This window comes from Saccharopolyspora sp. NPDC045839, assembly GCF_056431645.1.
Genome location: NZ_JBWKKH010000001.1, coordinates 626,955 through 646,564, shown reverse-complemented (window position 1 = coordinate 646,564; position 19,610 = coordinate 626,955). Strand labels below are relative to the sequence as shown.

Genomic DNA, 19,610 nt, shown 5'->3' with positions numbered 1-19,610 from the left:
TCCTCACCGCGGCCCGGCGGTGGCGGCCGCCGGCGCGTTCCGATTCAGCACCAGGTTGAGCAGGAACGCGGCGATGCCACCGGCCGCGATGCCGCTGGAGAGCACCGGCTGCAGCACGCCGGGCAGGTTCGCGTAGAACTCGGGTGCGCCCACCGGCAGCAGCCCGAAGCCGAAGGAGATGGCGACGATCAGGATGTTGCGCGCCTGGCCGAGATCGGCCTGCGCCATGATCTTCACCCCGATCGCGCCGACGGTGCCGAACATGACGACCCCGACGCCGCCGAGCACCGGCCCGGGCAGCGACGCGACGGCGGCGCCGAGCTTCGGCAGCAGGCCGATCAGCACCAGCAAAGCGCCCGCGGTGGCGACCACGAACCGGCTGAGCACGCGGGTCATGCTGACCAGCCCGACGTTCTCGCCGAAGGTGACGATGGTGAAGGAGTTGAAGAACCCGGCGAACGCGGTGCCCACGCCGTCGGCGCGCAGCGCGCGGGCCAGCTCGTCGCGGCCGATGTCGCGGCCCGCGATCTGCCCGATGGCGACGGTGTCCCCGGTGGACTCCACCATGTTGACCAGCTGGATGATGATCATCGGCAGGATCGCCGCGATGGTGAACTCGGGCAGCCCGAACGCGAACGGCTGCACCGCGCCGAACCACGACGCCCCGCCCACCGCGGAGAAGTCGGCCAGGCCCAGCGGCAGCGCCACCAGCGTGCCGGCGACCAGGGCGATCAGGATCGCGAACCGGGCCACGGCCGCCGGCGCGAACGCCTCCACCAGCACCACCAGCGCGATCGTGCCCAGGGCCATCAGCAGCCTCGTCGCCGAGGCGAAGTCGGCGGCGGCCGGGTCGGTGCCCGCGATCAGCTTCGACGTGGAGGGCAGCAGCGAGAAGCCGATGATCGCGATGATCGTGCCGGTCACGATCGGCGGGAAGAACCGCATCAGGCGGCTGAACCAGGGCGCGACCACCCAGGTCAGCAGCCCGGCGACGATGGTCGCGCCGAACACCGCGGGCAGCCCGCCGTCCTTGCCGACCAGGATCGCCGGGGTGATCCCGGTGAACGTCGAGCCCATCACGATCGGCAGCCGCACGCCGATGTTGAACACGCCGAGCGCCTGCAGCAGCGTGGCGAGGCCGCTGACCAGCACGTTGGCCGACACCAGCACGGCGATCTGCTCGGTGGACATGCCGATGCCGAGCCCGATCAGCAGCGGGACGGTGGCCATCCCGGAGTAGGCGACCAGCACGTGCTGCAGGCCCAGCGGCAGCAGCTGGCGCAGCGGGGGAACGGTGTCGACGGCATCGGGCGGGGCGGTGGCGCGAGGTCTGGGGCGGAAGCGCATGGTTCCTCCGTGTTCCGTCAGCGCGATTCGTGGGGGCTCAGCGCAGCAGGCCGGTCATCCCGGCGCGGTGCAGCAGGCGTTCGGCCCGTTCCCGGGCCTGCCGGACGGCGGCCTGCTCGTCGACGCGCAGGCAATGCCCGTGCCGCTGGACGATTTCGCCGTCGACGACGGTGGCCACGACGTCGGTGCCGCGGGCCGCGTAGACCAGCGAGCTCACCACGTCGTGCAGCGGTTGCAGGTGCGGCCGGTCGAGATCGACCACGATCAGATCGGCCAGGCGGCCGGGTTCGAGCACCCCGGAGTCGATCCCGGCGTAGCGAGCGCCGTCGCGGGTCGCCAGGTCCAGCGCGTCCTGCGCGCGCAGCGCGACCGGGTCGAGGGTGGCCAGCCGCTGGGCGAAGATGGACTGCTTCATCACCTCGAACAGGTCTTGCCGGTGCCCGCAGCTCGGCCCGTCGGTGCCCAGCGCGACGGCGACCCCGCGGGCCCGCAGTCCGGCCAGCGGCAGGGTGCCGGACGCCAGGTAGGCGTTGGACGTGGGGTTGTGCGCGATGCGCGCGCCTGCGGCGGCGACCGCGTCGAATTCGGCTTCGTCGAGCCAGATCGCGTGCGCCAGCGTGGCGCGCTCGTCGAGCAGCCCGGCCTTCGCCAGCCACTGCACCGGACGCGCCTGGTAGGCGTCCAGGTAGCTCTGCGGATCGGATCTGCCTTCGCAGCAGTGCGCGTGCCAGCTGGTGCCGAGCTCACCGGCGAGCTCGACGCTGCGCCGGACCAGGTCCTGGTCGACGTAGGTGAGGTTGAGCGGCGCGGGCCAGATCTCGACCCGCGATCCCGCCGGCCGGTGCTGCATCGCCTCGCGGGTGATGGCGATCTCGTCGGCCGCGGAGTACCGGAACAGGGCCTCGGGCTGGCCGCGCCGCGCGGCGATCTCGGTGCGGGGACCGACGATTCCGCGCGCCACCGCGCCGCGCAGCCCGGCCTGCTCGATGACGTCGGCGATGGCGAGGGTGGTCGCCAGGTCGGTGGGCGCGTAGTGGTTGTCCACCACCGTCGTCGTGCCGTGCCGCAGCGCTTCGGCCGCCGCGAGGCGGGCCGCGGCCACCGCGTCGTCGCCGTCGACCGCGATGGAGTACGGCCACATGAAGTCGCACAGCCACGGCACGATCGACATGCCCTCGCCCAAACCCCTTGCCAGCGCTTGGTAAAGGTGGTTGTGCCCGTCGACGAGGCCGGGCAGCACGGCCTGAGCGGTGCAGTCGAGCACCGTTTCGGCCCGCCAGGACGCCATTTCGGACTGCGGGCCGACCGCCGCGATCCGGTTGCCGGTCACGGCGACGGCGCCGGGCCGGTGGATGGTGCGGTGGTCGTCGACGGTGAGCACCGTCGCCCCGGTGAGCAGCAGGTCGCAGTGCTTCTCGTTGGTCGGAGGCATGCCGCCTCGCTTCCTGGGCGGTGCGCGACCGCCCCCATCCTGAGGAGGGATTCGCCGAACGGTTGGCCCACGACGAGGAGGTCAGGGAGGTCACCGGCGCTGGAGCGAACGGCGATGCCGTCCGGTGGGAGGCCCGTTCGCGGATAACATGTAAATCAAGGTGCACGTGTCGTGTCAACCCTTCGGGGCGACCTCGTTGGTTGGTCGAGTGCACCTTTACGTGCTCGGAACTCGGGTTCCGGGGAAATTACATGCAACTTGTTGACACGGTGCGGAGACCGGTGTTGCACTCGAACGCGCCGCTGTCGAAGTGCGGCGACCCGTAGGTGCGGTGAATCGCGGCCGGGGTGCGACCGATCATTACAGGAGAGATCCGTTGATCATCGACACGCACGTGCACCCGACGAACCTGGTAGACGAGGCCTGGCGGCACACCGGTGAACCGTTCACCTGCGAGCGGACCCTGAAGATGATGGACGGTCCGATGTGGCTCAACGGCAAGCCGCGCCGGGTCGACATCAGCTGCATCATGCCGCCGCCGGGCAACACCGCCTGGCGGGAGGGCAACCGGGGTGGCCGCGAAGGCATCCGCGACTACCAGGCGTACGTGACCGAGCTGGTGCAGCGCTATCCGGACCGCTTCATCGGCAACTTCATCTACAACCCGCGGTTCGGGCCGGAGAACGGCGCCAAGGAGCTGGAGTTCCACGTCGAGGAGCACGGCTACCGGATGCTCAAGCTGCACGCCAACATGCACGCCTACCGGCCCGACCGGGCGCTGGACTGGCTGCGGCCGGTGATGCGGGTCTGCGACCGGCTCGGCATCATCGTGCTGATCCACACCGGCGACGGCCCGTACTCCATCCCGACGCAGTTCTACCCGATCATCCGGGAGTTCCCGGGCGTCACGTTCATCCTCGGCCACTTCGGCATCCAGACCGGCGGCGTGTACTGCTTCGAGGCGTTCTGGATGATCCAGGACTCGCACAACGTCATCGGCGAGTCCGGCTGGCTGCTGCAGTCGCGGATCGTGGAGTTCGCCAAGGAGATGAAGAAGACCAAGATGGTCTACGGCACCGACTCGCCGCCGAACGAGCCCGGCATGTGGGCGCGCGAGCTGGAGGTGCTGTGCCACGAGCCGCCGCAGGGCCTGAACCTCTCCGAGGACGACCTGGAGGGCTACCTCGGCAACAACATGGCCAAGCTGCTCGGCCTGCAGCCGACCCCGCCGCCGAAGGACAAGGCGCAAGCCGAGGCCTACCTGCGGGGAGAGGTGACGCAGGCGTCGGCGACGAACTCCCACGCCGAGGCCTACGCGGGCTACACCCCGGACTCCTGGCTGGAAGAGGGCGAACTCGACCAGGCCAGCTGACGCCCGGGGACGGTGAGGCGAAGTGAACGGCCCGTTCGCGCCCTCTAGTGAGGTGAACGGTCCGTTCGCTGCGTTGCTCGGAGCGGGCGCCGGTGTCGGTGGTGCGAAGTGAACGGCCCGTTTGGGTCGTCTAGCGACGTGAACAGGCCGTTCGCTCCGTCAGGAGCTGGGGCGGAGGCGGCGGGGGGTGGCTTCGCGGGCCGTGGCCTGGCCGAGGCGGACCCGCAGCCGGGAGATGTGGCGGCGGGCGGCCGCCTCGGCCATCTCCGGGTCGCCGCTGGCCATCGCGTCCACCACCGCCCGGTGCTCGTCCAGCGCGAGCCGGGGGGCTTCCGCGCCGCGCCACAGCGAGTGCAGCGCGAAGTGCGAGCGGCCGGCGATCGGTTCCAGCGCCGCCAGCAGGTGCGGGTTCTCGGCGAATTCCCGGACCGCCCGGTGGAAGCGCATGTCCAGCTCGATCTGCGCGGCGTTGTCCGCGTCGGCGGCCAGCGCCGCCTCGTGCTCGGCGAGGATCCCGCGCAGCTGCGCCAGCCCGTCGCCGTCGAGGTGCTCGGTGGCCAGCCGCGCCGCGAGGCCCTCCAGCTGCTCGCGCACCACGTAGAGCTGGCGCAGGTCGTCGATGTCCACCCGGCTGACCTCGGCGCCCCGGTGCGGGGCGTGGGTGGCCAGGCCGTCGTGGATCAGCCGCTGCACGGCCTCGCGGACCGGGCTGCGGCTGACGTCGAGCTGGCGGGCCAGCTCCGGCACGCTCAGCGAGGTGCCGGGCGGCAGCGTGTTGTCCAGGATGGCTTTCTTCAGCGCGGCGTACGTGCGGTCGGCCAGCAGGCCTTCGCCGGTCAGCGGCGCGAGACGGGGTGCCGGGGGCATCGCGGGAACCTCACTCGATAAGCGGGACGGCTCGATATTACATGCAATCGTCCGGCTTGCTCGCCCCGGACACCCGGTCGGCGTGGCGCGGCGGGCCGGGCGACCGCTCTTGACAGCGTGCGATCGGCTGGGTTCACTCTGTGCGGCCAAGGGTTTTCGGCCGTGCGAGCCCGAAAACCCTTGCGGAACAAGGCCGGGTACGAGTCCCGACATGCCGTGGCGGCACACGAGCTGTGCGATGCCGGTGTCACCTGAGCCCATGGAGGCGGCATGCGCGACAAGTCACTGCACCGACGGGACACCCGGGCCGCGGCCGGCGACGTGCGAACCCCGCACCCCAGCGCCGAGACGGAACGCGCCGCCGGGATCGGCCGGAGCACGCCGCGGCCGGACGGCGCGCTGAAGGTGACCGGCCAGTTCGCCTACTCCTCGGATCTGTGGGTGTCGGGCATGGTGTGGGCGACGACGCTGCGCAGCCCGCACGCTTCGGCCCGCATCCGGTCCGTCGACGCGCGGAAGGCCCTGGCGCTGGACGGGGTGCACGCGGTGCTCACCCATGAGGACGTGCCGGGCGCGAAGACCTACGGGATGAAGGTGGCCGACCAGCCGGTGCTGGCCATCGACGAGGTCCGCTACCAGGGCGAGCCGGTCGCGTTGATCGCCGCCGACGATCCGGAGACGGCGCGGCGGGCGGCGAAGCTGGTGCAGGTCGACTACGAGCTCCTGGAGCCGGTGACCGACCCGGCGCGCGCGCTCGACGGCACCGCGCGCGACGTGCACCCGGGCGGCAACCTGGTCCGGCACGTCAAGATCCGCCACGGCGATCTCGCGGCCGCGCGCGAGCGGGCCGATGTGGTGGTGACCGGCGAGTACGAGGTCGGCATGCAGGACCAGGCGTTCCTCGGCCCGGAGTCGGGTCTGGCGCTGCCCGCCGACGACGGCGGCGTCGAGCTGTACGTGTCGTCGCAGTGGCTGCACAAGGACCTGGAGCAGATCGCGCCGTGCCTGGGGCTGCCCGCCGACAAGGTCCGCCTCACGCTGGCCGGGGTCGGTGGCGCGTTCGGCGGCCGCGAGGACCTGTCCGTGCACGTGCACGCCTGCATGCTCGCGATGCGGCTGGGCAGGCCGGTGAAGATGGTCTACAACCGCGAGGAGTCGTTCTTCGGCCACGTGCACCGCCATCCGGCGAAGATGCACTACGAGCACGGCGCCACGCGGGACGGGAAGCTGCTCTACGTCAAGGCGAAGCTCGTCATGGACGGCGGCGCGTACACCTCCACCTCGCCGGTCGTGATCGCCAACGCCTGCTACTTCGTCACCGGCGCCTACGAGGTCCCGCACGCCGAGATCGACGGTTTCGCGGTGTTCAGCAACAACCCGCCCTGCGGCGCGATGCGCGGCTTCGGCGCGGTCCAGTCCGCCTACGGCTGCGAGTCCAACATGGACAAGCTCGCCCGCGAGCTGGGCATGGACCCGCTGGAACTCCGGCTGCGCAACGCGATGACCACCGGCACCGTGCTGCCGACCGGGCAGGCCGTGGACGGCCCGGCGCCGGTCGTCGAACTGCTCGCCGACCTGCGGAACCGGCCGCTACCGCCCGCCGGGGCGGAGCTGCTGCCGGGCGGGCTGTCCAACACCACCCGCGGCGAGGGCGTACGCAGGGGAGTCGGCTACGCGATCGGCGTCAAGGCGATCGGCTACTCCGGCGGCGTGGACGACATCTCGACGGCGCGGGTGGAGCTGTCGGTCACCGCGGGCCGGCCCTCGGTGTCGGTGCACACCGCGGCGGCCGAGTGCGGGCAGGGCATCACCACGGTGCAGTCCCAGATCGCCGCCACCGAACTGGGCGTCTCGCGGGTGGTGGTGCTGCCCGCGGACACCAGGATCGGCGACGCGGGCTCGGCCTCGGCGTCCCGGTTAACGTGGATGTCCAGCGGCGCGGTGCAGGGCGCCTGCCGCGAGCTCGCGCGAGAGCTGCGGCGCCGTGCGGCTGAGCGCACCGGCAGGCCGGCGGAATCCCTGGCGCTGCTGGACGACCACGTGGTGGATCCCGGCGGCTCGCCGCTGGTGTCCATTTCGGACATCGTCGGGGGCGACGTGCTGGAGCGGGTCTTCGAGTACCACCACCGCAAGACCGAGACCATCGACCCCGAGACCGGCCAGGGCAACGCCCACATCGCCTTCGCGTTCGCCGCGCACCGCGCCGTGGTGGACGTCGACGTCGAGCTCGGCCTGGTCAAGGTGGTGGAGCTGGCCACCGCGCAGGACGTCGGCAAGGCGATGAACCCGCTGTCCGTCGAGGGGCAGATCGAGGGCGGCAGCGCGCAGGGCCTCGGCCTGGCGCTGATGGAGGAGATCCTGCTCGACGAGCAGGGCAGGGTGCGCAACCCGTCGTTCACCGACTACCTGATCCCGACCATCCTGGACGTGCCGCCGATGCCGATCTCGGTGTTCGAGTTCCCGCACCCGGATTCGCCGTACGGCCTCAACGGCGTCGGCGAGCCGCCCACCCTGTCGTCGACCCCGGCGATCGTCAACGCCCTGCGGGACGCGACCGGACTGGCCCTCGGCCGGGTCCCGGTGCGCCCGGACGACATCGCGCTGGCGGCCCAACCCTCGTGAGCGGGTTCTCACCGGAACGAGCACTCACGAACCGGTCGGGGCCCGCCCGGGGCCAGGAGCGCCGGCGAAGGCCTGCGCGATCGTCAGCCACCGGCGCGCGTCGTCGCCGACGGCGGTGATCGCCAGGTCGTCGCGGTGCCGGCGCTGCGTGACCAGCAGGCAGAAGTCCAGCGCCGGGCCGCCGACCCGGTCGGCGGCGTTCTCCGGTCCCCAAGCCCATTCCTCGCCGTCCGGGGCGCGGAGTTCCACGCGCAGCGGGACGTCCGGTACCGGCAATTCGTTGGCGGCGAAGGAAAAGCCGAAGGTGCGCACGCCCAGGTGCGCGATGTGGCGCAGCCGGGCGGTGGGTTCGCGCTGGACGCCGAGGGCGTCGGCCACGTCCTGGCCGTGCGCCCAGGTCTCCATGATCCGCGCGGTCGCCATCGACGCGGGCTTCATCGGCGGCCCGTACCAGACCAGGCGGCCGTCGGCCGGGGCAGCTGCCAGCGCGGCCTGCAGCCGGTCGCGGCCCGCGCGCCAGCGCGCGAGCAGCTCGCCGGGCTCGGCGCGGGCGCCTTCGGCGGCTCCGGCGTCGACCCCGATGTCCTCGGATTCCCGGTGCTGCCGGACGAACTCGTCGGGGTCGTCGATGGCCAGGTTGGACCGGTCGTCGGTCCAGGCCAGGTGCGCGATCTGGTGGGCGATGGTCCAGCCCGGCGCGGGCGTGGGCGTTGCCCAACCCGCCGCGTCCAAGTCCGCGACGAGCGAATCCAGGTCGGCGCTCTCGGCGCGCAGATCGGCCAGCACTTCGGTGAGCATGCTCGTCCTTCAGGCGTGGAACACCGGCACGGTTTCGCCGTCGGCGTGCCGCTCGAAGCCGACTTCGAGGGCGATGCCTTCGGCGAGGTCCCCGGGGGCGACGCCGAGGATCCGCGCGTGCAGCCAGGGGCCCTCGGCGAGTTCGACGATACCGGCGACGACGTGGCCACCGTCGGGGACGGGGACCACGGTCCAGGTCACCAGGGTGGCCCGGCCGCTCGCCGGTACCCACGCGAGTTCGGTGGAGCCGCAGGCCGGGCACTGCGGCACGTTCGGCGCGATGAGCGGCGAGCACCGCGGGCAGCGCCGGATGAGCAGTTCGCCGCGGGCGGTGCCGTCGAAGAACTCGGCGGACGCCTCGTTGCGGGCAACGGAGATCACGGGGTCCTCCCGGGTCAGCTGGGGGCGTTCGGGCTGAGCACGGTCGTGGAGTGGTGCGCCAGGATGCCGCCGTTGCCGCTGACCATCACCACGTCGTTGCGCGGCGCCTGCCGCTCGCCGCCGTGGCCGCGGGCCTGGATCACCGCCTCGGACAGCGGCGTCATGCCCCACATGTAGTAGGCGGACAGCTGGCCGCCGCCGGTGTTGACCGGCAGCGTCCCGCCGGGCGCCAGCGCACCGGAGGCGACGAACTCGCCGCCCTCGCCCTTGGCGCAGAATCCGTAGTCCTCCAGCGTGATCAGCACGGTGAAGGTGTAGCAGTCGTACAGTTCGAGGACGTCGACGTCGGCGATGGACGCACCGGCCATCTTCAGCGCCGCCGGGCCGGCCTGAGCCGCGCCGCTGCGCAGGCCGAACTCGCTGCCGCGCGCGGCCGGGTAGTTGGGGTGCGACTGCGCGAAGCCGAGCACGTGCACGGGTGGTTGCCGCAGGTCGGCGGCGCGGTCGGCGGAGGTCACGAGGATCGCGATGCCGCCGTTGCTGACCAGGCAGCAGTCCAGCAGCCGCAGCGGATCGGCGATCATCCGCGATTCCTGGTGGTCGGCGAGCGTGATCGGTTCCCGCATCTGCGCCAGCGGGTTCCGCGCGGCCCACGCCCGCTGTGCCACGGCGATCGCGCCGAGCTGTTCGGACGTGGTGCCGTAGGCGTTCATGTGCCGCCGGGCGGCCTGCGCGTACATGGCGTTCACGCTGGTCAGCCCGCTGGCACCGAGCAGGCCTTCGAAGCCGGTGGCCTTGCGCCGCCCGGTGTAGGCCGCGGCGCTGCCCTTGTCGGGCAGGCGGGGCGCGTCGGCGAACACGCACACCACGTTGTCGGCCATGCCGGCCTGCACGGCCATCGAGGCGTAGGCGAGCATCGAGCCGGCCGACGAGCCGAACGCCTGCATCTCGGTCAGCAGCCGGAGGTCGCGGACCTGGAGTTCCTGCTGCAGCGTCCAGATGTCGACGCCGCCGGAGACCCCGGAGTTGGCCAGGATTCCGTCCACATCGGACAGTTGGAGGCCGGCGTCGGCGACCGCGAGGCGGACGGCGTCGGCGGCGAACTGCCCCGCGGTGCGTCCGTAGATCTTGCCCAGTTCGGTCATGCCCAGGCCGGCGATCACCGGTCGGCGTCCTGCGAAGCCCGTCAACGCTGCCTCCTCTGCGCGGCGCCCGGATCATTTCGGACCGCTTCGGTCCAAAATCACCCGGCCATGATGACCCGCCCCGGCCCCGCCACGCAAGACACCGCACTGTCCGCAATTTCCATTGAAATCGAACCTTCGATTTCAATGGAAATTGCGGGCCTTCGGCGTGTCGCCCTCCCGACACGCCGAAGGCTGTGGACTACTCCCGCAATTTCAATGGAAATCGTGGCCCGATCACAACGCGGCCACCAGTGCGGGGGCCGGGGCGTCGACCGGCGCGAGCAGGCCGCGGCGGGCCAGCTCCGGGTGCACCCCTTCGCCGAACCAGTAGGCCTCTTCCAGGTGCGGGTAGCCGGAGAGCACGAACTCCTCGATGCCCACCGCGTGGTACTCCTCGATCAGGTCCGCGACCTCGGCGTGGCTGCCGACGAACGCGGTGCCCGCGCCGCCGCGCAGCAGCCCCACGCCCGCCCACAGCCCCGGGTGGATCTCCAGCTCCCGCGCGTCGCTGCGCAGCACGCCGCCGTGTAGGGCGGCCATGTTGCGCTGGCCGGTGGATTCGGTGGCCGCGAACTTCGCCTGGGATGCGGCCACGTCGGCGGGGTCCATCTGGTCGACGAACTTCTGCGCGGTGGCCCAGGCCTCGGAGCTGGTGTCCCGGGTGATGATGTGCGCCCGGATGCCGAACCGCAGGGTGCGGCCCTCCTCGGCGGCGAGCTCGCGCAGCCGCTGCACCTTCTGGGCCACCGCGCCCGGCGGCTCGCCCCAGGTCAGGTGCACGTCCGCGCGGCGCGCGGCCACCGGCAGGGCGGCGTCGGAGGAGCCGCCGAAGTACAGCGGCGGCTGCGGGTCCGGCGTCTCGAACGCGACGGCGCCGCGGATCTGGTAGTGCTCGCCGTCGAAGTCGAACGGCTCACCGGCGAAGATGCCGCGCAGCACGGCGAGGAACTCGTCGGTGCGCGCGTACCGCTGGTCGTGGTCCAGCCAGTCGCCGAAGCGCTGCTGCTCGACGGATTCGCCGCCGGTGACGATGTTCAGCAGCAGCCGCCCGCCGGAGACCCGCTGGTAGGTGGCTGCGAGCTGGGCGGCCAGGGTCGGGGTCAGCGCGCCGGGCCGGAACGCGACCAGGAACTTGATGCGCCGGGTGCGGGCGAGCAGCGCCGCGGTGGTGACCCAGGCGTCCTGGCACCAGCTGCCGGTGGGGGTGAGCATCCCGGTGAACCCGAGGTGCTCGGCGGCCTGCGCGACCTGCGCCAGGTAGTCGATGTCCGGCCGGCGCGGCGTGTCGGCGCCGGTCGGGGTGACGTGCGGACGGTCCACGATGGACCGGCCGTCGCCGTGGGTGGGCAGGAACCAGTGCGTGGTGACGCTCATGCGTTGTTCTCCCGGTGGGTCAGGCGGTGGCGAGGTGGGCTGCGAAGCGGGTGTCGACGAATTCGGCGAACTCGAAGCGGCGCGGGATCTCCTTGGCCGTCACGAACGCGTCCGCGAGTTCCTGCTCCGAGCGGATCACCGCGTCGTCCAGCGCGGCCGGCACGTCCGGCCCCAGTTCGGTGGCGCGCCGCGTCACCTCGATCGGCAGCCCGGTGTCCGCGGACCAGGCCTGCGCGCGCTGCTCTCTGTTGCCGTCGGCGAAGCGCTGCGCCTTGGCCAGCCGCACCAGGTAGTCGGCGATGGCGGTGTTGCGGCCCGCATCGGCCAGCGCGGCCGTGCCGGCGACCTGGAAGCTCAGGCCGTTGGCGGTGCCCTGCCCGTCGGCGATCGTCCTGGCGCCCGATTCCAGCTGGATCTGCGAGTAGTACGGGTCCCAGATCGCCCACGCGTCCACGGAGCCCTGCTCGAACGCGCCGAGCGCGTCGGAAGGCTGCAGGAACACGAGCTCGACGTCGTCGGGCGTGAGTCCGGCCGCGCGCAGCGTCAGGAGGATCTGGCCGTGCGCCGAACTGCCCTTGGCGACCGCGATCTTGCGGCCCCGGAGCTGATCGCGGCCCCGCAGCGGGGAGTCCGGCAGCACCACCAGGGCATCGCTCGCGACGTTGCCCTTCGACGCGGCGATGATCTTGATCTTCGCCCCGGCCGCGGCGGCGAACAGCGGAGGAGTGTTGCCGACGCCGCCGAGGTCGATGGCGTCCGCGGACACGGCTTCCAGCAGCGGCGGGCCGGACGGGAAGGTCGCCCACTGCACGGTGTACGGGAAGTCGTCCAGGCCGGCCGACCGCAGCAGGGAACGGGAATTGCCCTTCTGGTCGCCGACGCGCAGGGTCACCCGCGCCAGCTGCCCGGCGTCGACCGGCGCGGGCACCGGCGCCTGGGCCGGGTCGCCGCGGCCGCTCGCGCAGGCGCTGAGCAGCCCGGCAGAGGTGGCGGAAAGGGCAAGGGCAGCAAGGAATTCACGACGACGCACGGTCGATTGCTCCATCGTTGCGGGGGAAGTGGCACGCTGGCGGGCAGCGCGAAGCGGCCCGGGAAGGGCGAGGATCAGCGCGAAGAGGTCAGCAGGGACGACATGCGGAACTGGCCTGCCGTCGCAGATCGACGTGCAGGCGCCAGGTCAACGCGAAGCGTCCGGACACGATCACGATGCTGTCAGCCGCCTGGCGGAGGAGTCAACGACGAGCGGAAGGCTCCCACGGGTCGAGAACGCCCGGCTCCCGCGGGCCGCTGGGGGCGCGTCGGTCATCGTCCGGCCACTGTGGATGGTGATCGGAGTCGGCTGCTCATTCGAGCCGGATCTGCCAGTTGCGGGAGAAGAACACGATCGCGGCCAGCGCCCCGGCGGACAGCACGCCGCCACCCTCGCCGAGGAAGAGGCACACCACGGCGACGAGCGCCGCGAACACCACCAGCGTCATCCGCGGCGACATCAGGGCCCAGATCCGCCGCCACGCGCTGGTCTCGGTCAAGCGGCGGGCCAGCTTGGGGTCGTCGCCGATGAGCTGCTGCTCGATCTCCCTCAGGCGGCGCCGCTCGTCCCTCGGTAGCATGGCCACCTCCAACGGTTCATCCGCCTCGTTGAACAAGTATTGCAACGATGCCCTCCGCTGTGAAGGGTCCATTGGCACGGTTGCCGGTCCCTGCGGATAGCCTGTGTCCGCAGTCGTCGCGGCAGGGAGCTTCCGATGGAGATCTGGGTCAACCCGGCATGTTCGAAATGCCGTTCGGCGGTGTCGCTGCTGGACGAGGCGGGTGCGGAGTACACCGTGCGCCGGTACCTCGACGAGCCGCCGACCGCCGCGGAGCTGGCCGAGGTGCTGGACCGGCTCGGGCTGGAGCCGTGGGACATCGCCCGGACGGCCGAGCCGGTGGCGACGGAGCTGGGCCTGAAGACCTGGGGCCGGGAGCCGGCGGACCGGGACCGGTGGATCGAAGCGCTGGTGGCGAACCCGAAGCTCATCCAGCGCCCGATCATCACGGCCGACGACGGCACCACGGTCGTCGCCCGGACCCCGGAAGCCGTGCGGTCGGTGCTGCCGGGGACCGACTGACCGGCGGGGGGAGGTCGGTCCTTCCCGCCGGACGCCTCCAGCGGATACGGGAGCGGGGGCGGGCGCTCGTCGCGCCCGCCCCCGTGTTCTGCCTGATCAGGCCGCTGTCGCGGCCGGCTCGCCGACCTGGAGGGTCAGCTCGCCGTCGGCCGCGGACACCCGCAGTCGGGCTCCGTCGGCCAGTTCGCCGTCCAGGATCAGGTCGCTGATCCGGTCGTCGACCTCCCGCTCGATCGCCCGCCGCAACGGCCGGGCCCCGAACTCGGGCCGGTAGCCGCGCTCGGCGATCCAGGCCACCGCCGCCTCGTCGAACTCGACGCCGATGCCCATCGCCCGCAGCCGGCGCACGGTCTGCTCCAGCAGCATCCGGGTGATCGTGTGCAGCTGCTCGCCGTCGAGCCGCTTGAAGACCACGATCTCGTTGATGCGGTTGAGGAATTCCGGCCGGAACGCCTCGCGCAGCCGCGGCATGATGCGCTCGTCCAGCGCCGGGTCGGCATCCCCAGCGGTGAAGCCGATCTTGCCGCCGGCACTGGAGACGACCTCCGAGCCGAGGTTGCTCGTCATGATCAGCACCGTGTTGGTGAAGTCGACCGTGCGACCCTGGCCATCGGTCAGGCGTCCGTCGTCGAGCACCTGCAGCAGCGTGTTGAACACGTCCGGGTGCGCCTTCTCGACCTCGTCCAGCAGGATCACCGAGTACGGGTGCCGCCGCACCGCCTCGGTCAGCTCACCGGCCTCGCCGTGCCCGACGTAGCCGGGGGGCGCGCCGACGAGCCGGCTGGCGGTGTGCCGCTCCTGGAACTCGCTCATGTCCAGCCGCACCATCCGCTGCTCGTCGCCGAACAGCGATTCGGCCAGCGCCTTGGCCAGCTCGGTCTTGCCGACGCCGGTCGGACCGAGGAACAGGAAGCTGCCGACCGGCCGGTCGGGGTCGCCCAGCCCGCTGCGCGACCGCCGCACCGCGCGGGCCAGCGCCCGCACCGCGTCGTCCTGGCCGATCACGCGCTGGTGCAGCTCCTGCTCCAGCCCCTGCAGCCGGACCTTCTCGGCGGCGGTCAGGCGGCTGACCGGCACCCCGGTCGCCCGCGCGACGACCTCGGCGATGTCCTCGGCCGTGACCTCCAGGACAACGGCCTCGCCGGCGTCGCCGAGCTCGCCCTGCGCCTTGCCGATCTCGTCGCGCAACGCCGAGGCCCGCTCGTAGTCCTCCGCGGCGACCGCCGCGTCCTTCTCCTGCTCCAGCCGCTCGATGCGGCTGCGCAGCTCGGCGCCGTCCGGCGCCGCCGACAGCCGCTTGCGCGCGCCGGCCTGGTCGATCAGGTCGATCGCCTTGTCCGGCAGGAACCGGTCGTTGATGTACTGGTCGGACAGCCGGGCCGCGGCCTCCACCGCGTCCTCGGTGTAGCGGACCTGGTGGTGCGCCTCGTAGTGCTCGCGCAGGCCCTGCAGGATCGAGACGGTGTCCGGCACGCTCGGTTCCGGCACCTGGACCGGCTGGAAGCGGCGTTCCAGGGCCGGGTCCTTCTCGATGTGCTTGCGGTACTCGTCCAGCGTCGTCGCGCCGACCACGTGCAGTTCGCCGCGGGCCAGCCGGGGCTTGAGCATGTTGCCCGCGTCCATCGCGCCCTCGGCGCCGCCGGCGCCGACGACGGTGTGCAGCTCGTCGATGAACACGATCAGCTCGTCGCGGTGCTGCGAGATCTCGTCGATGACCTTGGTCATCCGCTCCTCGAAGTCGCCGCGGTACCGGGTGCCGGCCAGCATCCCCGACAGGTCCAGCTGGATCACGCGCTTGCCGGTCAGCACCCGCGGCACGTTCCCGGCCGCGATGCGCTGGGCCAGGCCCTCCACGATCGCGGTCTTGCCGACGCCCGCCTCGCCGATGAGCACCGGGTTGTTCTTGGTGCGGCGGGACAGGATCTCGACGGTCTGCTCGATCTCGTCGGCGCGGCCGATCACCGGGTCCAGCTCGCCGTCGCGGGCGCGGGCGGTGAGGTCCCGGCCGTACTGGTCGAGCGTGGGCGTGTCGCTGTCCTTGCGCGGCGCCTCCTGCTCGGCGCGGGGGCGCTGGCTCGCGGCGCGCAACTGCTCGGGCCCGGCGCCCGCGGAGCCGAGCAGCCGCCCGGTCTCGGAGTCCGGGCTCGCCGACATGGCGAGCAGGACGTGGTGCGGGCCGATGTAGGTGGAGCCGAGCGCGCGGGCCACCCGGTGCGCGTCGGCGAGCACCGTCCGGGCGGCCAGCGTCAGCGTCACCGGCCGGTCGCCGGCGGCTTCACCGGCAGCCGGGAGGTGCTCCTCGATCTGCGCGGCGAAGGCGTCGGTGTCCACGCCGAGCTGCGTCAGCTGCTCGCGCGTCGGGGTTTCGTGCGCGGCCGACCACAGCAGGTGCAGCGCGTCCAGGTCGGTCTGCCCGCGGTCGCGGGCGAAGCGCGCGGCCCCGCTCAGCAGCTGTTGCGCCTGCTCGGTCATCAGCTCGGTGATGTCGATCCGGCGCGAGCCGGGCGCAGCGTCGTCGGCTCCGAAGAAGCGCGCGAAGTACTCGTCGAACGGGCCGCCTGCCGGTCCGAAGAACGTCGCCATTCCCAACCTCCTCGCGACGGTGTTGCTGGCTTCCGCCGCCATCTACTTGAGTCCGTTGCTATCAACCAACGTCAGTCTGGTCCGGGTAATTCCAACCAGTCCCACAAGTGGCGCGCGTCACCACTTGCCGCAGCGGTTCGCGGCGAATATGGTTCGATGGGAATATTTACTCGACGGAATATACGCTGATGGAGGACGGATGAACGACGAATTGAGGCAGCTCGACGACGGCCGGTACGAGCTGCGCTTCGAGCGCAGGCTCGCCCACGCGCAGGAGAAGGTGTGGCGGGCGATCACCGATCCGGCGCAGCTGCGGGAGTGGTTCGTGGAGATCCTCGACTACGACCGGAGCCGCTTGGACTTCGCCGCCGGCACGGCGCTGGCCTTCGTGCCGAAGGGGGAGCACGGCCTGCCCGCAGGAGAGGGGCGGACCACCCGGTTCGATCCGCCGAACCTGCTGGAATACACCTGGGACGCGGAGGTCCTGCGCTGGGAGCTGGCGGCGGACGGCCCGGACGGCTGCCGGTTGATCTTCATCAACATCGTCGCCGATCGCGACTTCGCCACCGCGGTCGAGCCGGGCTGGCGAGCGGGCCTGGAGCAGTTGATCGCATTCCTCGCCGGGACGGGCGGGGACTCCGCCTAGGCGATATCGGTCCACAGCGGATCGGACGTCCAGACGCCCTCGTCGAGCTGCCGGTCGATCTCGTCGCTCAGACACGGGCATTCTTCGGCCGGATGATCCCGGGTGCAGGTCAGGAACGGCCCCAGGCATCGCTCGGCCCTGGCCAGCCTCTCCTGCTCGGCGCGGATCGCGGCCATCCGCTGCTCCACGACCTCCTGCCAGCGCCGTTCGGGCGCATTGCCGTGCAGGATCACCGCGATCTCGTCGAGCCGGAGCATGCAGGTGTCCCGCAGGATCCGGACCAGCGCGATGCGGCGCAGCTGGCCCGCGTCGTAGCAGCGGTGCCCGGAACTGTTGCGCACCGAACGGATCAGGCCGCGTTCCTCCCAATAGCGCAGTGCCGACACCGCCAGCCCGCACCGCTGCGCGGCCACTCCGATGGGAGTCAGTTCCTCGCTCACCCGGCCATTTGACCTCAAGCCGACTTGAGCACGCATCGTGATCTTCCCTGCGGGCGCACGCCCGCCGATCAACGGGAGGTTCCAGGTTGCTCGCGTCGGTTTTCCTCGCGACGTTCATGGCCCTGCTCGACATGAGCATCGTCAACGTCGCACTGCCCGCGATCCAGGCGGGACTGGGTGCGACGGCGGCCGGCGCCCAGTGGGTCGTCGACGGCTACACGTTGTGCCTGTCGGCGTTCATGCTCACCGGCGGCGCGCTGGGGGACAGGTTCGGGCGCAAGAAGGTCTTCCTCGTCGGCCTGGGCATCTTCACCGCCGGTTCGGCCTGGTGCGCGCTCGCCCCGACGATCGAACTGCTGATCGCGGGCCGGCTGGTGCAGGGCGCGGGCGCTTCCGTGCTGACACCGGGCGCGCTGTCCCTGCTGACCCACGCCTACCCGGACCCGGCGGCGCGGGCCCGCATGATCGGGATCTGGGGCGGTTTCAGCGGTTTGGCGACGGTGCTGGGCCCGCTGGTGGGCGGGCTGCTCACCGACCGCTTCGGCTGGCCCGCGCTGTTCCTGATCAACCTGCCGCTGGCCGTGGTCGCGCTGGTGCTGGGGTTGCGCGGCATCCGGGAATCGGCAAGTCCCGAGCACGCGGCCACCGACCCGCTCGGCCAGGTGCTGGCCGTGTCCGGTCTCGCGGGCCTGGCCTACGCGGTGATCGAGAGCGCGCAGGCTTCCTGGGGTTCGGCCGGAGTGCTGCTGCCGCTGCTGGTGGGGCTCGGCAGCCTCGCCGCGTTCATCGTCGTCGAGGCTCGCAGCCCGAATCCGATGCTGCCGGTCGGGCTGTTCCGGCAGCGGCAGTTCGCCGTCACCACCGCGGCCTCGTTCGTCATAGGCTTCGGGTCCTACGGCTGCTTCTACCTGTTCTCCCTGTTCCTGCAGCAGGTGCGGGGCGCGGGCGCGACCGCGGCCGGGTTGCAGTTCGTGCCGTACTCGCTGGCGATCGCGCTCGGCACGGTCGTGTCCGGCAGGTGGGTTGGCCGCCGCGGGCACCGGGTTCCGATGTTCGCCGGCTACACCGTCACCGGTGCCGCGCTGCTGGCGATGCTGGTCTTCCGCCCGGACACGTCGTCCCTGGTCATCGGCGTGCTGTTCGCGGTGCTGGGCAGCGGGATGGGGCTGGCGATCGCCGCTACCAACGCGGCCGCGATGTCGGCCGTGGCCCCGCATCGCTCGGGCATCGCGGCGGCGACGGTCAACGCGCTGCGCCAGGCGGGCGCCGCCCTGGGCATCGCGGTTCTGGGCATGCTAGTCACCGCCCGAGGCGCCGCGGTGCTGGCCGATGACATCGGCGGGCCGGCCGCGCAGCAGGTCATGGCCAGCGGCGGTGCGGACGGCCTGTTCGGCGCCGGTTTCACCGCCGGCCTGCACCTGAGCCTGGTGGTCGCGGGCGTGGCGACGCTGCTGGTCGCGGCGCTCATCGTCGCCCTGCCGCGCGCGAACTCGCCGGAGCCCTCGCGGCGCGCCGGTTTCAAGCGCCAGAGCGCGAAAGCGGACTGAACAGGCTGGGCTGGAGTGAACGGCCTGTTTGTGCCGTTGAGCGAGGCGAACGGTCCGTTCACTCCGTCCACTCGGCGTTGTCGGGCCGGAGTGAACGGCCTGTTCGCTCCGCCAGGTGGGGCAAACGGTCCGTTCACCCCACCTGACGAGGCGTCAGCGGTGGCCCCGCGATGGGGGATTGACTTCCAGCTAGGTCGAAGTTCGAAGCTGTCCTCGGCAGATCGACGGCTTCGAAGGGGTGTGGAATGGGGACTTCGGTGGAACGCACGGTGTTCGACTCCGCCTACGAGGAGAACAGCGCTCCGTGGGTGATCGGCGAGCCGCAGCCGGCCATCGTCGGGCTGGAGCAGGCCGGGGGCATCCGGGGCGCGGTGCTCGATCCCGGCTGTGGTGCGGGGGAGCACACGATCCTGCTCGCCAAGCTGGGCTACGACGTCCGCGGCGTGGACTTCTCGCGCCCGGCGGTCGAGCACGCCCGGGCCAACGCCGCTGCGCAGCACGTCGCCGCCCGCTTCGACGTCGCCGATGCGCTGCGGCTCGCCGGCGGGCCGTACGACACCGTCGTGGACAGCGCGCTGTTCCACGTGTTCGGTCCGGAGGACCGGGCGAAGTACGTGCACAGCCTGCACGGCGTGTGCCGGCCGGGGGCGACGGTGCACGTCCTGGCGCTGGCCGACGTCGAGCCCGGCTTCGGCCCGCGCATCCCCGAGTCGGCGATCCGCGAGGCGTTCGCCGGCGACGGCTGGCGGCTGGAGGAGGTCCGGCTGAGCCGCTACCGGGGCGTCGCGCTGGGCGAGCGGGCCGAGGCGCTCGGCGTCGAGGACGGCGCGCTCGTCGACCTGGCCGCCTGGCTGGCCACCGTCACCCGCCTCTGAAGTCCACATTGGACCGACTGGGGGTGTG

17 protein-coding genes are annotated in these 19,610 nt (G+C 71.8%); 6 read left to right on the top strand and 11 right to left on the bottom strand.

Translation table 11 applies throughout. The annotated features are described in order from the left end of the window. Nucleotides 1–3: 3 nt before the first annotated feature. Together AC07EQ_RS02555 and AC07EQ_RS02550 are read right to left on the bottom strand one after the other, a co-directional pair. The gene (locus AC07EQ_RS02555) at nucleotides 4–1,347 is read right to left on the bottom strand and encodes a nucleobase:cation symporter-2 family protein (protein WP_478386172.1); all 1,344 of its coding nucleotides are present in this window, start codon (nucleotides 1,345–1,347) and stop codon (nucleotides 4–6) included. A 37-nt stretch (nucleotides 1,348–1,384) separates the two neighbouring features. Continuing rightward, on the bottom strand, nucleotides 1,385–2,779 hold the full coding sequence (locus AC07EQ_RS02550; RefSeq protein ID WP_478386171.1) for an amidohydrolase family protein: 1,395 nt from the start codon (nucleotides 2,777–2,779) through the stop codon (nucleotides 1,385–1,387). A 376-nt stretch (nucleotides 2,780–3,155) separates the two neighbouring features. Between AC07EQ_RS02550 and AC07EQ_RS02545 the strand changes: the two genes are divergently transcribed. After that, entirely contained in the window at nucleotides 3,156–4,151 is a 996-nt protein-coding gene (locus tag AC07EQ_RS02545) for an amidohydrolase family protein (RefSeq protein ID WP_478386170.1), read from the top strand. Between the two features lie 159 nt (nucleotides 4,152–4,310). Here the strand turns inward: AC07EQ_RS02545 and AC07EQ_RS02540 are convergent, their stop codons facing one another. Beyond that, entirely contained in the window at nucleotides 4,311–5,018 is a 708-nt protein-coding gene (locus tag AC07EQ_RS02540; protein ID WP_478386169.1) for a GntR family transcriptional regulator, read from the bottom strand. 270 nt (nucleotides 5,019–5,288) lie between these two features. Here AC07EQ_RS02540 and pucD point away from each other — a divergent pair, with 270 nt between their 5' ends. After that, nucleotides 5,289–7,640 (top strand): xanthine dehydrogenase subunit D, encoded by a 2,352-nt coding sequence (pucD, locus tag AC07EQ_RS02535; RefSeq protein WP_478386168.1) that lies wholly within the window; start codon nucleotides 5,289–5,291, stop codon nucleotides 7,638–7,640. Nucleotides 7,641–7,664: 24 nt separating this feature from the next. Here pucD and AC07EQ_RS02530 read toward each other — a convergent pair whose 3' ends face one another. The 6 genes from AC07EQ_RS02530 to AC07EQ_RS02505 form a co-directional block, all read right to left on the bottom strand. After that, a complete protein-coding gene (locus AC07EQ_RS02530; protein ID WP_478386167.1) occupies nucleotides 7,665–8,438 on the bottom strand; it encodes a TIGR03084 family metal-binding protein in 774 nt (257 codons plus the stop codon). Nucleotides 8,439–8,447: 9 nt separating this feature from the next. Further along, nucleotides 8,448–8,819 (bottom strand): Zn-ribbon domain-containing OB-fold protein, encoded by a 372-nt coding sequence (locus AC07EQ_RS02525; RefSeq protein ID WP_478386166.1) that lies wholly within the window; start codon nucleotides 8,817–8,819, stop codon nucleotides 8,448–8,450. Between the two features lie 14 nt (nucleotides 8,820–8,833). Next, nucleotides 8,834–10,009 (bottom strand): thiolase family protein, encoded by a 1,176-nt coding sequence (locus AC07EQ_RS02520; RefSeq protein WP_478386165.1) that lies wholly within the window; start codon nucleotides 10,007–10,009, stop codon nucleotides 8,834–8,836. A 231-nt stretch (nucleotides 10,010–10,240) separates the two neighbouring features. After that, nucleotides 10,241–11,380 (bottom strand): LLM class flavin-dependent oxidoreductase, encoded by a 1,140-nt coding sequence (locus AC07EQ_RS02515; protein ID WP_478386164.1) that lies wholly within the window; start codon nucleotides 11,378–11,380, stop codon nucleotides 10,241–10,243. Nucleotides 11,381–11,399: 19 nt separating this feature from the next. After that, the gene (locus AC07EQ_RS02510; RefSeq protein WP_478386163.1) at nucleotides 11,400–12,410 is read right to left on the bottom strand and encodes an ABC transporter substrate-binding protein; all 1,011 of its coding nucleotides are present in this window, start codon (nucleotides 12,408–12,410) and stop codon (nucleotides 11,400–11,402) included. A gap of 313 nt (nucleotides 12,411–12,723) precedes the next feature. Beyond that, nucleotides 12,724–12,990, bottom strand: coding sequence for a DUF3040 domain-containing protein (locus AC07EQ_RS02505; RefSeq protein ID WP_478386162.1), 267 nt, complete (start codon nucleotides 12,988–12,990; stop codon nucleotides 12,724–12,726). A 135-nt stretch (nucleotides 12,991–13,125) separates the two neighbouring features. Here AC07EQ_RS02505 and AC07EQ_RS02500 point away from each other — a divergent pair, with 135 nt between their 5' ends. Next, nucleotides 13,126–13,491 (top strand): arsenate reductase family protein, encoded by a 366-nt coding sequence (locus AC07EQ_RS02500; protein WP_478386161.1) that lies wholly within the window; start codon nucleotides 13,126–13,128, stop codon nucleotides 13,489–13,491. 96 nt (nucleotides 13,492–13,587) lie between these two features. Here AC07EQ_RS02500 and AC07EQ_RS02495 read toward each other — a convergent pair whose 3' ends face one another. Beyond that, nucleotides 13,588–16,074 (bottom strand): ATP-dependent Clp protease ATP-binding subunit, encoded by a 2,487-nt coding sequence (locus AC07EQ_RS02495; RefSeq protein ID WP_478386160.1) that lies wholly within the window; start codon nucleotides 16,072–16,074, stop codon nucleotides 13,588–13,590. A 199-nt stretch (nucleotides 16,075–16,273) separates the two neighbouring features. On the opposite strand from AC07EQ_RS02495, the gene AC07EQ_RS02490 reads away from it, so the two are divergent. Continuing rightward, a complete protein-coding gene (locus AC07EQ_RS02490; protein WP_478386159.1) occupies nucleotides 16,274–16,720 on the top strand; it encodes an SRPBCC domain-containing protein in 447 nt (148 codons plus the stop codon). On the opposite strand, the gene AC07EQ_RS02485 is transcribed toward AC07EQ_RS02490, so the two are convergent. Then, complete coding sequence (locus AC07EQ_RS02485) at nucleotides 16,717–17,160, bottom strand: MerR family transcriptional regulator (protein ID WP_478386158.1); 444 nt, start codon at nucleotides 17,158–17,160, stop codon at nucleotides 16,717–16,719. The genes AC07EQ_RS02490 and AC07EQ_RS02485 overlap by 4 nt on opposite strands. 86 nt (nucleotides 17,161–17,246) lie before the next feature. On the opposite strand from AC07EQ_RS02485, the gene AC07EQ_RS02480 reads away from it, so the two are divergent. Both AC07EQ_RS02480 and AC07EQ_RS02475 read left to right on the top strand, forming a co-directional pair. Next, on the top strand, nucleotides 17,247–18,707 hold the full coding sequence (locus tag AC07EQ_RS02480; protein WP_478386157.1) for an MFS transporter: 1,461 nt from the start codon (nucleotides 17,247–17,249) through the stop codon (nucleotides 18,705–18,707). 245 nt (nucleotides 18,708–18,952) lie between these two features. Then, entirely contained in the window at nucleotides 18,953–19,582 is a 630-nt protein-coding gene (locus AC07EQ_RS02475) for a class I SAM-dependent methyltransferase (protein ID WP_478386156.1), read from the top strand. Nucleotides 19,583–19,610: the final 28 nt, after the last annotated feature.

What these genes read in the sequence shown, in the direction of transcription:
- AC07EQ_RS02555 (WP_478386172.1), bottom strand. Translation starts at nt 1,347, where the DNA reads ATGCGCTTCCGCCCCAGACCTCGCGCCACCGCCCCGCCCGATGCCGTC.
- AC07EQ_RS02490 (WP_478386159.1), top strand. Translation starts at nt 16,274, where the DNA reads ATGAACGACGAATTGAGGCAGCTCGACGACGGCCGGTACGAGCTGCGC.
- AC07EQ_RS02505 (WP_478386162.1), bottom strand. Translation starts at nt 12,990, where the DNA reads ATGCTACCGAGGGACGAGCGGCGCCGCCTGAGGGAGATCGAGCAGCAG.
- AC07EQ_RS02495 (WP_478386160.1), bottom strand. Translation starts at nt 16,074, where the DNA reads ATGGCGACGTTCTTCGGACCGGCAGGCGGCCCGTTCGACGAGTACTTC.
- pucD (WP_478386168.1), top strand. Translation starts at nt 5,289, where the DNA reads ATGCGCGACAAGTCACTGCACCGACGGGACACCCGGGCCGCGGCCGGC.
- AC07EQ_RS02500 (WP_478386161.1), top strand. Translation starts at nt 13,126, where the DNA reads ATGGAGATCTGGGTCAACCCGGCATGTTCGAAATGCCGTTCGGCGGTG.
- AC07EQ_RS02475 (WP_478386156.1), top strand. Translation starts at nt 18,953, where the DNA reads ATGGGGACTTCGGTGGAACGCACGGTGTTCGACTCCGCCTACGAGGAG.
- AC07EQ_RS02515 (WP_478386164.1), bottom strand. Translation starts at nt 11,380, where the DNA reads ATGAGCGTCACCACGCACTGGTTCCTGCCCACCCACGGCGACGGCCGG.
- AC07EQ_RS02530 (WP_478386167.1), bottom strand. Translation starts at nt 8,438, where the DNA reads ATGCTCACCGAAGTGCTGGCCGATCTGCGCGCCGAGAGCGCCGACCTG.
- AC07EQ_RS02550 (WP_478386171.1), bottom strand. Translation starts at nt 2,779, where the DNA reads ATGCCTCCGACCAACGAGAAGCACTGCGACCTGCTGCTCACCGGGGCG.
- AC07EQ_RS02540 (WP_478386169.1), bottom strand. Translation starts at nt 5,018, where the DNA reads ATGCCCCCGGCACCCCGTCTCGCGCCGCTGACCGGCGAAGGCCTGCTG.